Annotated in this window: 2 protein-coding genes; both read right to left on the reverse strand. The window is 70.6% G+C overall.

The features are described from left to right. Window positions 1-46: 46 nt before the first annotated feature. Complete coding sequence (locus HNR67_RS30145) at window positions 47-550, reverse strand: type VII secretion system-associated protein (protein WP_185005563.1); 504 nt, start codon at window positions 548-550, stop codon at window positions 47-49. Continuing rightward, window positions 547-14,514 (reverse strand): WXG100-like domain-containing protein, encoded by a 13,968-nt coding sequence (locus tag HNR67_RS30150; protein WP_185005564.1) that lies wholly within the window; start codon window positions 14,512-14,514, stop codon window positions 547-549. Before HNR67_RS30150 ends, HNR67_RS30145 begins: the two co-directional genes overlap by 4 nt. Window positions 14,515-14,530 lie beyond the last annotated feature (16 nt).

Consider the following 14,530-nt stretch of genomic DNA (forward strand, 5'->3'; position numbering starts at 1 on the left):
AACAGCGGTGCGCCCAGGTGTTCGCGGCGATTAAAGGACGTTCCGGCTAGCCGGCCGCGCGCACCACGGCCGCGCCGTGCAGCCGCAGCGAGGCGGGCGCGCCCGGGTTGATCAGCAGGTCCACCTGGTACTCGGTGAGCAGCAGGGCCAGTTCGGTCAGCGACACCGCCCGCCAGCCGGCCGCGCCGACCCTGGGCCGGTGCGCGGGCGCGGTGGTGATCAGCAGCGAGGGCACGTCGTCGGGGGCGGGGGCGACCACCGGTTCCTCGGACTGGTCCACGGCCAGGCCGAGTATCCCGGTGCGCAGTACGGCGAAGAACGCCTCCGCGTCCAGCAGGCCCTCGTCCAGGCGGCGCAGCGCGGCGTCCACCGGGTCGGTCGGCGAGTCCGGTCCGGCCGGCAGGTAGTCGGGGTTGGGGTGGAAGGCGCCGATCCGGCCGTCGGCCTCGACCAGCCAGCCGCCGGTGACCGCGGTGGCCGGGGGCTCTCCGCCGTCGGGGCCGCCTCGCCAGTCCGGGTCGACCAGGTAGACCCAGTGTTGTTCGGTCACGGTGCCACCTCCTGCTTGACCGGCTTGCCGCCGAGGACCTGCGCCTCCGCGGCCGCCACGCCCTGGCTGTCGATGAGCTGTTCGATCTTCTGCAGCAGGATCAGCATGTCGCCGCCGTCGGGCACCCGGCCGAGTATGCCCGCCCGGCGGATCAGGTCGGCCGCGATCGCGTACCGCTCCACCTGCTGGGTGACCTCGGCCGGGTCGAGGTAGGCGAAGGTCTGCACGGTCTGCTCGGTCAGCGTCTCCAGCGCGATGGGGTGGCCGCGCAGTGGATCGGTGAGGCCGTGCAGGTCGAACAGGTCCTTGGCGCGGGCGAGCTGACCTTCCGAGGTGCTCTCGGCGAGTCCGTTGTGGAAGGTCTCCCAGGTGCCGCCGTGCCGGACCACGAACGAGCGACGGCCGGGGTCACCGGGAACTGTGGAGCGGCCGACGACGTTCTTGGTGGCGCCGTAGACCCGGCGCACCCCACCCTCGTGCAGGGTGCGGGAGAAGTCGTGCGCGACGCCGCCGGGGCCGGGCAGGCCGCCGGTGGAGCAGGCGAACAGGATCACCGACTGGTGCCGTTCGCCCAGGCCGACGCCGAGGTAGAGCCGGTGCCAGTCGTCGACCACCCTGGCCAGGGTCTCGCCGTCGACGAGCAGGCTCTCGTCCAGGTGCAGCAGGTGTTCGCCTGCGTGCCCGGAGACCAGGAACGGTTCGGCGCGTTCACCCGACCAGGGGGCGGTCAGGTGGTCGACGGGGCCGAGTTTCTTCGGCAGGCCGCCGGGGCCTTCGTAGCCGGCGAGGGCGGGGCCGCGGGCCTGGCCGATGCGCTGGTCCTCGGCGAGCATGGCGGAGTCGGTGCGGGCCTTGCGGAAGCTGGCGCCGAGCACCTCGCCCTGCCGGTCCAGGATCGGGGTCACGTCCACAGTGGACAGATCGAACCGGCGCGGGATGCCCTCGGCGGTGTAGCCGAGGTAGGTGCCGGAGCCGGTTTTGAGGCCGGGTCCGGGGCGGAAGGTGTACCAGCGGCCACCGCCGAGGGTGACGACCAGTCCGGGCCGGTCCGGGTCGACGGATTTGGGTTCGCGCAGTAGTTCGACCTGGCGGCTGGCCGCGTGCACCGCGACCTTGTCGCCCAGGTGCTGGGCGAGTTCGTGCGCGCTGCCGGTCTCGCCCTTGACCAGGCCGCCGGAGTTGGTGAGCAGCACCAGGTCCAGCTCGCTGCCCTCGGTGTGGTGGCCGGACTGGCGGAGCACCTCGGCCAGGGTGGCCGGGTCCACCGACAGCGGGCCGAGGTCCTTGTGCTGCACGGTGAACCGGGTCGGGGTGCCGTCGATGTCGAGGAACAGCGGGCTGCGCCCGGCCCAGGGCAGCGGCTGGGACTTGACGTCCTGCTTGCGGATGGCTCGGCGCAGGGCGTCGCTGTCCGGGTGCTTGTCCGGGTCGACCGGGTAGGTGTGCTCGGCGGTGCGGTGCCCGGCCCAGTCCACCGCGTGCTCGGCCTGCACGTGCGGGCGGAAGCTGAGCAGTTTGACCCGGTCGCCGTCCTTGGCGAGGCTGACCTCCAGGTCGGCCAGGCTGAACTCCTGTTCGGCCCCGGTGTGGTCCAGGCCGGTGAGCACGGTCGGCTGGGCGGCCTTGGAGGCGGCCGAGCCGCGTTCGATGAACTCCGGCGCTTCCTGTTCGCGCACGGACAGGCTGAGCACGGCTTGTCTACGTCGACTGGACAGGTCCTGGTCGCCGTAGGGCCGCAGGTTGGGCGGGGTGCCGCGGCCAGCGCTCGCGGCGGTGACGGTGACCTCGGCCGGGTTCGGTTGGGGCTGGCCGGTGAGGTCGGCGACGTGCCGGTCCAGCTGTCCGGTGAACTGCCGCTTGGTCTGCTCGGCCCTGGACTGGCCGGTGTCCTTGGCCCTGCCCGGCTGCCAGGCGTTGCCGTAGCCGGTCACGGTGACCTCTGGCCGGGGCAGCTGCTGGTTGTCCCGCCACACGCTCTGCCGGGCGACCTTGCGGGCGAACTGGTTCAGGCTGTGCTGCTCACCGCCGTCGATGTCCTTGCCGTGCTTGGGGAAGGTGACGCCGTGCTGGTCCTTGCCGTGCCCGCCGAGCACCACGAAGGTGAGTGGGTTGACGATGGAGGACATCGGCTCGTCCGCGCGCAGCTTGGACTTCTGCTCGTGGAAGCTCTCCCCCGGCCGCTTGCTGAATGCCTGGAAGTGCCACAGCGTGGGCGGGCTGGGCAGTTTCGAGGCGGCGATCAGCAGGTCCCTGGCCGTGTTGGCCTGGCGCCGCTGCTGCTCCGCCGGCGCGTTCGCGGCCCGCAGGTCGTGCAGCTCGCGCAGTTCCCGCACCAGGTGCTGTTCCAGGCCGGTGGTATTGGCCTCGGCTTCGTCGAACTTGCCGGACAGGGCGGTCAGGTTGTGCTCGACCGCGGCCTGGGCGGCCCGGTTGGTGCCGCCGGTGCGGTTGAAGTTCTCGAAGGTCAGCTGGGTGCGGGTGTCCCCGCTCTCGGCGACCACCGCGCCGAAGTGGTAGCCGTAGGGCACCCGGTTGTTGTCCGGTCGGGCGTGGTTGGTGTCCAGCCCGCGTTCGCCCTCGGCGTCGATCCCGGCGATGGAGTGCACGCTGTAGCCCTCGCCGATCCGCGCCCAGGCGTGCTGGTTGACGCCGATCTGCCCGGCGGCCTCGCCGAGTAGTTCGCGGCGGTCGTGATTGTCCACTGTGGTCCGTTGCGCACTGCCGTAACGCTGTCCCGGCGCGGGCGCGGTGCCCACGCCGACCACCGGCCGGTCGTCCCGGTGCACCGCGTCCCCTGCGGTGGCCGGGTCGAGCCGCACCGGGCCGCCGGTGCGTTCGGCGTGCTCGACCGCGTCGATGAGCGCCTCGGCCAGGTGGTGGGTGCCGGTGAGTTCGGTGCTGTTGCCGGAGTTGGTCCGCGCGGCGACGGTGGGGCCGTTGCCGCGCAGCACGATCCGGTCTGGCTGGCCGCCGAGCACGGCGGCGGTGGCGTCCCGGCAGACATCCGGCGGCGGCGTGCCGGTGAAGCTCGGCCGGACCTGCACCAGGGTGCGCGCCTTGCCCTGGTGGGACAGGGTGATGGTGATGTCCGGGTTCGGGGTCAGCCGGACGTTGCTGTCCGCCGCGCGCAACGCGTGCTGCGACTTGGTGATCATCTCCTGGGTGGCGAAGAACTCCTGCGGGAACACGCCGGGGTCGTGCACCACGGCCAGGCTGCCGTCCTCGGCGATCCGCAGCGGCGGGTGCTCATCGGTGACCGCGGGCTGGTGCAGCAGCTGGAGGTGCAGGCCGGTGTCGCCTACCGAACGGTCGGTAGTGCCGGGCAATCCGAACCGGCGGAACGGGACCTCGCTGCCGGTGACGCTGATCGTGTAGTCGGTGGTGACCAGCGGGTCGGCCTTGGCCACCCTGGGGTCGACCGCGGGCGCGGTGTAGGCCGTCTCGGGGATGATCTTGCTGCTGGCCACCAGGTTGTGCTCGATCCGCCAGAGTTCCTTGGGCCGCAGCGAGTCCGCGCCGGACATCAGGCCCTGCTGTCCCGGCCCGGCGACCCGGTTGCGCACCTCGCCGACCGGCCGGCCGTCGGCGCCCAGGTGCTGGCTCCCGGCGGCCTTGTCCTGCAGGGCCAGGCCGGGGTGGTGGTAGCTGTCGTGCAGGCCGAACCCGGCGTGACCGAGTTCGTGCGCGAGGTCCTTGGGGTCGGCGTTGACGCTCCAGTCCTGGTGGGTCATCCGGTCCAGGTCCGGGTGCACCCGCACGTGCTGGTACGCCTGGGTCGGATCGGTGGTGAACTCGACCCGGACGTGGAACTGGTCGCCGCTGGGCAGCCGGTAGCCCCGGTTGTAGAACTGGTCCACGCCCGCGTGCACGTTGCGCCGCACGGTGTCCAGCTGCGCCGGAGTGACCCCCGGCTGGGCGTCCAGGTGCACCTTGAGGGTGAACTCGGTGACCCAGCGGCTCGGCGCGGCCTCGATCCGGCGCACATCGTGCCGGACCTCGACGATCTCGCCGGACAACCTACCTACCGGTCGGTCGGCGAGGTTTTGCTGGACCTTGACACCGGCCAGTTCAGTGCTCACCTGCGCGAAACTGCCCTGTTCGGTGCCACGCAGGTGCGCCCACAGCTCCGGCCGCACCGGGTGGTCCGGTGTCATCCAGTCCGCGGTCTGGCCGGGGAAGTCCCGCCAGCTCTCGTCCCGGAGCACCTCGGTCTCCGGCCGGTTGCCGAACACCGAGGTGGGCACCACGGCGAACCGGACCCGGCCGGTGCTGTCGTCGATGATCATCCGCAGCACCAGGGCGGGCTGGGCGGGCTGGGCGTTGAACGGGTTGGCGGTGATGAACGGACCCTGCACCCGCGGGTGGTGGATGATGATCTGCCGTTGCTGGTCGGTGGCTGCCAGCCGGGCGGCCAGCATGATCGAGTTGGTCACCTCCTCGTTGCGCGCCGCGATCCGCCGGTCCCGCTGGGCATCGCCGGTGCTGGTGCGGGTCTCGTACTGGAACCGGCTGGTCTGGCCGAGCGCGACCACCAGGTTGCCGTTGCCGCGCACCGGGGCCCGGTGCAGCTGGTCCAGGATCGAACCGGGGATCATCGCCTGGGCGGAGGTCTCGGCCACCGCCAGCTCCCACGCCAGCCGCATCGCACCGGCCCGGATCGCCTCGCCGGAGGTGCCCGCGGCCCGGCCGACCTGGTCGAACAACCCGTCCCGGACCACCTGCGGCTGCTGGTTCAGCGGATCGCCGAGCTGGAGCTGCAGACCGAGCTGGTGGATCTGCTGGGTGAGCGTGGAGGCCGGGTCCGAGGTGGCCATCAGGTAGGCGGCCAGGACCTTGTGGTGCGGCTGCACCCCGGCGGCCTCGCCGTTGCCCATGGGCGCGGACACCCGGTGGCTGGGCTCGTTGCGCACCAGGTTGCCCAGGTGGCCCTGATCCGGCCGGGCGGTCGGCAGCCAGCTGTGCTTGGGCAGCGGCTGCTCGGGACGTTGCCGCTGCTGACCGGTGTTGAAGTATGAGGTGCCACCGGGCAGCCTGCGCGGGCCGAAGGGCTGGTCCTGGTCGAGCTTCTTCAGGAAGGAGTCGCGGTACTTCGAGGCGGACACGCCCTTCTTGGCGTCCTTGTCCACGTAGAACTGGTCCACCACACTGCCCAGCGGCACGTGCGACTGCGGCAGGTTGCCGCGGGCCGGTTGGCGGCCGCCGCTGGTGAACTCGTCCTGGAAGCGCTGCAGGTTGGTGACGATCGCGGCGTCCTCGAAGTGCACCACGTAGGCCCGGCCGCGGTTGGGGTGCCGGTTGTTGCTCTGGTCGGTGTGCACGTCGATGCCGTTGGCGCGCAGGTGGTTCAGCTCGTCGGCGTAGGTCCGGCCGACCGTGTCGGCGAGCCTGCCGAACTCGGCCCCGCCGTCACCGAAGACCACCTGCCGGTGCTGGGTGAACAGCAGCGTGCCGTCCAGGTACAGGTTGGGCTCTGGCACGTACGGCAGCGTGGGCGCGATCCGGGCCTGCCGGTCCCTGGTGCGCATGTCCTCCAGGATGGCCGCCTCGGTGTTCTGCTCGAAGCCGGAGTTCGGCGCGGGCCGGTAACCGCCGCCCATCAACAGCGGGCGTTCCGCGGGCATGTCCCGGCTGCCGCGGGTCTGGCGGTCGAAGTAGTCGAAGACGTGCCTGCCACCGGGGGTGACCCGGCTGCCCCGGTCGAAGTCCTGCACCGAGACGTACGGGTGGGTGCCGAACTGCATCATCCCGTTCAGCGCGGCCCTGGTGGCGCCGGAGTTCAGCGTATCGTTGCGCACCGAGCCGTAGCGGAACCCGTCGTGCCTGCCACCGACCACCGCGATCGGCCACAGCGATGCCTGCAGCCACTGCCAGGTCTCCCGGTTGCCGTTCCAGTGCTGCTGCCACTCCGGTGAGTCGGTGGTCGCGTTGGCGTTGAACACGAACGCCACCCGGCGCGGATCACCCTGGTAGCCCTGCATGATCTCGTGCACGGTGGCCGGGATCCGGTGCAGCTGGTTGAGCTGCAGCATGATGTTGACCACGAAGGAGACCGGCCGTTGCGCGGCGCTCTCCCGCAGGAAGTTCTGGTAGTCGGTGCGGTTGTACTCCGGCCCTCCGGTGCGGGCCAGACCGAGGAAGGCGGTGTTGGCGAAGGTGCCCGCCGGCGGCGTGTACGGGCCGACCTGGTGGTAGACGGTCGGCGGTTCCTGGCTGTGCGAGGAGGAGGCCCCGTTGTTGTTGCGGCTGGGATAGGGATTGGCGCGGCCCTTGCCCTTGCGGTCCTCCTTCTTGCCCGCGCCGGGTCCGCCGTGGGTGCGCCGGGTGCCGGAGTCCTTGGCCAGCTCGTGCGCCAGGGTGTCGGCGCGGTCCGGGCCGTGCTGGGCGTACTCGGCGGCGACCACGGTGACGACCTGGTCGACCACGTCCTTGAGGTGCTGCTGTTCCGGGGTTGGTTCGCCCATGGTCAGCGGCGCGTGATGGTAGCGGGTGGCGATGGTGGCCGCGGCTTCGAGCGCCTGCCCCCGGGAGTCGTCGTCCATTGTGGACAGTGTGGTGGCGGCGACTTCGGCGCGGTGGGCCAGGGTCTGCTGTTCGGCGATAGCGGTGTCCAGGCCGCCCTCGAAGTAGGTGTTGTTCCAGGCTTCGATGGTCTGGGAGTGGTTGTCCCGCAGGTGGTTCCAGTAGCGACTGTTCTCGTCCAGCTTGGCCCGCAGGCGGTCCCGCTGGGTCTCCGGGTCGGCGAGGTCCCTGGTGACCTCGACCTTGAAGCCGCCGTCGGGAGTGAAGTCCTTGGCGTTGAGGCCGATCCCGCCGAAGAGCAGCTGCTCGTCGGGGTGCATGACCTGTTTGCCGACGGTCTCGCCGTCCGCGATGGCCTTGCGGTAGGCGGAGTCGATGGTGCTGACCTTGGCCAGGAGTTCGGTCGCGGGCAGGGTGACCGGGTTGCTGAGGTACTCGGTCAAGGAGGCTCTGCCGAGGTAGCTCTGGTAGAGGTGCGCGATGTCGCCGCGCTTCTCCACGAACCAGCTGTGCGCGTAGGTGTTGACCCGGATGGCGGCGTCGCCGGGGGTGTTCAGGGCGGCGGCCAGGGCGTCCAGGCCGCGCTGGGGCTGAACGGGGTTGGCGAAGTAGATGTCGCGGAGGTGGGCCGAGCTTTCACCGCAGACGCCCTGGAAGTTGGCCAGGGCCGTTTGGTAGGACTGGGCCTGGGTGAGGTCGGGTTCGGTGAAGCCGAGTTCCATCACGGCGGCGGCCGGGTGGTACATGCGCATTTCCAGCTCGGTGCCGGTGAGGTTCTGCTCGGTGGCGACCCGCTGGAACAGCGCGGGGAGGTCGCGCTCGGGGCGGTCCTGGTTTGCGGCCGTGGTGCCGAAGGCGCTGTTGTTGCGGGCGGCCTCCTGGGCCAGGTACTGCACGGCGTTCTGGTCGCCGAGGTTGGCCAGCACCACGATCGCGTCCCGGTTCCCGCCGTTGGCCAGTGCGAACAACGCCTGCTGCGCGGTCTCGTTCCCGTTCTGCGCCAACGTGGTCAGCCCGGTCACATCCCCGCGCCGGGCCAGGTCCTGGGTGGCCTGCCCGTTGCCGTTGCCCGCCAGGTGCCGCAGTCCGTCCTGGGCGTGCGGCACGTTCCGGTCCGCGAGGGTGATCAGGGTGGCCACGTCGGCGTTGTCGACCACCTTGGCCAGCGCGGTGGTGTCGCCGTTGGCGGCGAACTCGCGCACCGCGTGGTAGGCCGGTCCGTCCGTGCCCGCGTACTCGACCAGCCCGGCCACGTCCCCGGCGGTCACCAGGGTCTGCACCGCGGCCTCATTGCCCTGGCCCGCCAACTGCTTCAGCGCGGTGTGCGCGTCCGCACTGCCCTTCTTCGCCACTTCCAGCAGTCCGGTGATGTCCTGCTGGTCGCGCAACGCGGTGAGCGCGGCCGGGTTGTTGTTGCCCGCCAAGGTTCGCAGGCCGTTCTTGGCATCCGGGTTGCCGTCCAGGCTGAGCCGGGTCAGCAGCGGCACGTCCCCGGCCTCGGTCACCTTGGCCACCGCCTGCGCATTGCCCCGGGTGGCGAACTCCTTGACCGCGTCGTAGGCGGGCCCAGGCCCGGTGGCGGCCTCGACCAGCGCGGGCACATCCCCCGCCTCGCCCAGCACCTTGACCGCGTCGTTGTTGCCGTTGCGCGCCAGCAGTTTCAGCCCGGCGTAGGCATCGGCGTTGCCCGCCTTGGCCAACTGGCCCAGGCCGACCGCGTCACCGTTGTCCGCCAACGCGATCAGCGCCTGCTGATTGCCCTCCCCCGCCAGCTTGCGGACCTCATCGCGGGCCTCTTCGTTGCCGTGCTGGGCGAAGACGACCAGGGTCGGCAGGTTCCGGTCCTTGGCCAGGTTCTCCAGGAACAGCTTGGCCTGCCGGTGCGGCACCGGCTGGAAGGTCAGCTGCGCCAGCTCCTGCACCGCGGTGCGGCCACCCAGTTCCGGGTGCGGGTTGTTGTCCCCGGCCCGGACCAGCGCGTCCAGCGCGTGCGTCTCGCCCTGCGAGCCGAGCACGACCAGGGCGTGGTGCGCCTGCTGGTTGCCACCGACGGCGAGCTGGTCAAGCGTGCGCAGTGACTCCTGGTGACCTTGATCGGCCAGGGCGATCGTCGCGTCGAGATCACCGTTGGCGGCCCTGGCGTACAGCGAGGTTTCCGGTATGGGCACACCCTGGCCGGGCGACACGTGCGGGTTGTCCTGGACGATTTTGGTGGTGGACTGGAGGTTCCGGCCGATCTGCCACAGTTCGCGGGGGCGCAACACGGTGTCCGGGCGGTGGGACAGGGACATCAGACCGCTGTCGGCGTCCCGGATGACCCGGTTGGACACCTCGCCGACCACCTTGCCGCCCCGGCCGTGGTGCTGGGATCCGGCGGGCTTGTGCTGCAGGGCGAGGTTGGTGTCGTAGGCGTCGTAGAGCCCGAAGCCGTAGTGCCCCAGTTCATGCGCGATGTCCTGCGGCGGCAGGTTGGCGTCCCACTGGTTGTGCACCGACCGGTCGGTACTCGGCCAGACGTTCACCTGCTGGAAGGCGTCCTCGGCATGCTCGACGAACTCCAGCCGCACGTGGAACTGATCGCCGTCGGGCATCCGGTAGCCCTGGTTGTACATCCGGTCCACCCCGCGATGAGCGTTGCGCCGCACGAGGTCCAGGCGTTCCGGCGACACCCCGGCCTGCGCGGTCAGGTGCACCTTGAGGGTGAACTCCTTGACCCAGCGACCCGGCTCGACCTCGATCCGGCGCACGTCGTGCCGCACCGGGACGATCTCGGAGTTGAGGGCGAACCGCGGGCGGCCGTTGGCGTCGACCACCGCGCTGGTGTTGGTCAGGATCGCGGTCAGCTCGGACTCGACGTGGCTGACGGGTGCGGTGGCGCGCAGGTGTTCCCACTGGTCGCGGTGCAGGGGGCGGGGGTCAGGGGACATCCAGTCGGCGGTGGGGCCCGGGTAGTGCCGCCAGGACTCGTCGTCGAGGACGGTGGTTTTCGGCTTGAGCGGCGGGTTGTCGGCGGACTGGGTGTCAGTCGGGGTCGCCTCGGTGGGATTCGCGTTGCCGGGCTGGTCGGGCCGCGGGGTCGTCGCGGGCTGCGGGGTCTGGTTGGCCGGGGCCTGCTGGGGCGCCGGGTGCTGCGCGTTGGCCGTGGTGTCCGGCTGGTTGCCGAACGCCGATCCCCCGGCCTGCGGCTGGAACCGGACCCGGCCGTGCTGGTCCACCGTCATGTCCACCACCACATCGGCCTGGTTGACCGGCCGGTCCCGGAACGGCGTCGCGGTGAAGTACTCCTGCCCGTTGCTGGTGATCACCACCCGCCGGTTCAGCACACTCGCGGCCAGTCTGCCCGCCACCGCGACCGCGTTGGCCACCTCGGTGTTGCGCTGCCCGCCCAGCGGACTCGGGTCGAAGTGCAGTCCCGCGGTCTGCAACACGGTGGTCGCCAGGTCGGCGTCCTGGACCCGGTGGTTGGTCAGCTGTTCCTGGAGCGAACCGGGCACCAGGCGGTTGATCGAGTCCGGGTTGCCGCCCTCGGCGATGGCCACCGCGATCGCGTCCCGGCGGATGCCACCGGCCGAGCGGGTGCCGTCGGCCCTGGACACCGCGTCGAACAACGTGTTCGGCGCCACCCCCGGCGGCGTGGCCGGACCGGTCGGCCGGGCGTACATCCGGTTGCCGTCGAAGACCACCTGCTGCGGCGGTGTCCACAGCGACTGCTGCTGGTTGGGCTGCACCAGGTGCTGGAAGTTCTGGAACTTCACCACGATCCGCGAGGACGGGTCCGACAGCGCGGTGTTCCACGCCGAGAGAACCTGTTCCCCCGCGGCGATCCCGGCGTGCCCGCCCGCACTCAGCGGTGCGGAGATGCGCGGGTTCATCAGGTTCGTGCCGGGCACGCCGAGCTGGTTGGCGCGCCCGGAGTCCGGCGGCGCCCAGCGCTGGTGGTTGGCCGGGACGGTGCCGTGCTCGGTGGTCCGCAACGGCTGCGGCCCAGGCCGCCAGTGACTCGAACCACCGGGCTGGACCCGTGGCGCGAGCGGCGAATCCGTGGCCGCGACACCCGGGTAGGCGTGCCGGTACGGGGACATCTCGATGCCGCCCTTGGCACTGCGGGTCTCGAAGAACTGGGTGGCCACGTTGGTCAGGCCGAGGTGGCTCTGCGGCAGGGTGCCGTAGGTGCCCTTGAACTTGGACTGGAACCGCTTGAGATCGGTGACGATCGACGCGTCCTCGAACTGGGTCAGGTACGCGCGGCCGCGGTCGGGGTGACTGCTGGTGGCGCCGAAGACCTGAACGTCCACACCGGACTGGTGGTAGTGGTTCAGCTCGGCGGCGAAGGCCAGGTTGAGCTGCTCGGCCAGGTGGCTGAACTCGCCGCCGCCCTGCCCGAAGGCGATGGTGGCGTGCTGGCTGAACAGCAGCGTGCCGTCGAAGTACAGGTTCGGTTCGGGCGAGTACGGCAGCAACGGGTGATCACCGGCCTGCCGGTCCCTGGTCTGCATATCGGCCAGGATCGCCGCCTGGGTGTTGGCCCGCACCGTGCTGCCCTGCCCCGGCCGGTAACCACCGGCCATCAGCAACGGCCGATCCGCCGCCAGCCGCTCCTCCCCGTGTCCCCTCGCCCCGGTCATCTGGTCGAAGTGGTCGAAGATGTGCGTGCCCGCAGGCGTGGTCCGGCTGCCCTGGTCGAGATCCTGCACCGAGATGTAGGGGTGCGTGCCCTGGCTGAGCAGCCCGGCCAGCGCGCCCCTGGTGGCCCCGGAGTTCAGCGTGTCGTTGCGCATGGTGCCGTAGGGGAAGTTGTCCTTGGACTTGCGGAACCCGGTGGGCAGCGGGGTCTGGACCACCGCGACCGGCACCCCGGAAGCCTCGATGTGCTGGTACGGCAAGGAGTTCGCCAAGGAGTTGAGATCCTTGGCGTTGCCGTTGACCCCGAACACGAAGGCCACCCGCCGGTTGCCCGAGTACTGTTCGAGCACCTTGGCGATGGTCGCCGGGATCTCGCCGGCCTTCTTGGCCGGGAGGATCACGTTGACCACGAAGGAGATCTCGGACCTGTCCGCGCTCTGGGCGAGGAAGTTCGCATAGGACTGGGGAGTGAAGTTCGGTCCGCCGGATCGCGCCAGCTGGGCGAACCGGGTGTTCACCCAGGTGCCGGGCTGCTGCTGGAACGGCCCGAAGTGCACCTGCGGAATCCCGTGCACGGTAACCGGATTCCCGCCGGGGCCACCGCTTCTGCGACCGGTGCCGGACTCCTGCGCCAGATCCTTGGCGAGCGCGGCGGCACGTTGCGGACCGTGCTGGGCGTACTCGGCGGCTACCACGGTCACGACGTGGTCGATCAGGTCCCGGTTGTGTTGTTGCCGCTCGTTCGGTTCGCCGATGACGAGCGGGATCTGGTGGTGCTGACTGACCAGTTTCGCGGCTTCTTTGTTGGCTTGGCGCTGGGTCTTGGTGTCCAGATTGGACAGTGTGTCGGCGGCGGCGATGGCTCGGTAGGTGAGGATGCGTTCGCCGTGTTCGGCGCGGAGTTGTTTGGTGGTGAGGGCGGGGTCCTGGGTGGTGGCGATGGTGTGGGTGAGGTTGGCGTGGAGTTGTTGCCAGGTGGGGTTGTCGGAGAGGGCGGGGGTGATGTTGGCCTGGGTGAGGAGGGTGGTGGCGGTGGTGAGTTGGGTGGTGGTTGGGGCGGGGGTTTCGGTGGGGGTGGTGGGTTTGATGCTGGGGGTGGGGGCTTGGGGGGCGGGGGTTGGCTTTGGGGTGGTGTCGATTGTGGACGGTTGAGAGGAGTTGGGGGTGGGGGTGGAGGGCGATGGGGTTGCGGTGTTGGCGGGCACGCTGGTGTTGGACGGCGTTGCGTTGCTGGTCGACGGGGTGTTGGTGGTCGTCGACGGGGTTGCGGTGTTGGTGGCTGGGGTTGGGCTGGGGCTCGACGGTGTCGGGGTGGTGCTGGCGGGTGTGTTGGGGTTCGGCGTTGAGGTGTTGGGGGTGTTGGTGGCCGGGGAGGTGACCTCGATGTGGGAGGTGATGTCCCGGGTTGGGCCGGTGTTCGGCGAGGCGGGGGCGTCGGTGCTGGTGTTGCCCGTGCCGTGAGCCGTGGTGCCCGGAGTGTTGGAGTCAGCAGGAGTGCCCGGACCGCCGGGGGTGCCGGGGGTGCCCGAACCGCCCGAAGTGCCAGGGGCGCCGGGCGTTCCCGGGCCGCCGGGGATGCCCGGCGTGCCGGAATTGCCAGGCACGCCGGAGTTGTGGGTTGTGCCGTTGGTGTTGGGCGAGGTCGTGGTGTTGTCCCTGGTCTGCCCGAAGTTGCCGGAGCTGTTGTTCGAGCCGCCGAACCCGCTCAGCGGCGTGTTGGTCCCGGACCCACCGCTGCCCTCGGAGCCGTTCGTGCCCGAGCCGCCATTGTTCTGGTTCGAGCCACCCGAGCCCGGTCCGCCATTGCCCCCTGCACCGGATCCGCCACTCGTCCCGCCGGTGTTCCCCGGCCCATCCCCACCAAGCCCACCCGGCACATCCACCGGCCCCACCGACCCCGGCCCGGCCAACGCAGCCGGCGGCGCGATCGCATCCGGCGTCTTCGGCGCGCCCTGCAACTGCGGCCCGTTCCGCCAGTTCTCGAACTTCCCATGCAGGTTCTGCCCCAGGTTGTGCGCCCCGTGACTAGCCGCACCCGTGAAGAACCCACTGGCCGCCCCCAGCCCAACCCCACTGAGCCCACCACCCAACGGCATCGTGCCCAGCCCGACCAAACCCTCCGTGACCGCCTCGGTGATCCCCGCCCCCACCCAGGTCTTCGCCACGTTCGGCGCCCACTTGTGCATCCCCAGATGCACCCCGTGACCGACCAGCCCCGCCGCCCCACCGATGGCCGCGCCCAGGCCGACGCTCTTCCAGTCGATGTTGTCGACGTGGCCTTGGCCCTTCTGGATGGCGCTGGCCAGGAAGGCGGTGAAGGCTTCTTCGGCGGCTTCGGAAGTAATGGCGAGCACGGCCTGGGTGGCGGCCTTGCCTAGGAAGCGTTCCAGGGTTTCGCGGACCGCGATGCGGCCCAGGGTCAGGATTTCCGGGACCAGCGGCGCGGTGAAGGGGTCGGCGATGGCCCAGAGGATCTCGGCTGCGGTGAAGGCGGTTTGGATGATGAGGGAGTACTGGGCGTTTTCCAGGTTGACCGCGTACTGGCGCAGCGACTCGCCCTGGTTGGCGACCATGGTGCCGAGGTCGCCTTCGAAGCCGCTGAGTTTCTGGCCCCAGCGGACGAAGGCCCGGCCTGCGGGGCCGGTCAGGTTGGTGTTGACGTTGCGGACCAGGTCCGGCAGTCCGCCGCCGGCCGCGGCGATCTGGCTGGACAGGTTCTGCCACTGATCAGCCTCGGCGAAGAGCGCCTCGGGATCGCCCTTGGGCCAGAAGTCGCCGCCCAGCAAGGGGAAGATCCACAGGATGCCCTCCGGTGGCTGCATGAATCCGTCCTCCTTG

It is taken from the genome of Crossiella cryophila (genome assembly GCF_014204915.1).
GTDB classification, from domain to species: Bacteria; Actinomycetota; Actinomycetes; order Mycobacteriales; family Pseudonocardiaceae; genus Crossiella; species Crossiella cryophila.

Bases quoted from the DNA above. Each gene is read 5' to 3' on its own strand.
- HNR67_RS30150 (WP_185005564.1), bottom strand. From the start codon at position 14,514: ATGCAGCCACCGGAGGGCATCCTGTGGATCTTCCCCTTGCTGGGCGGC.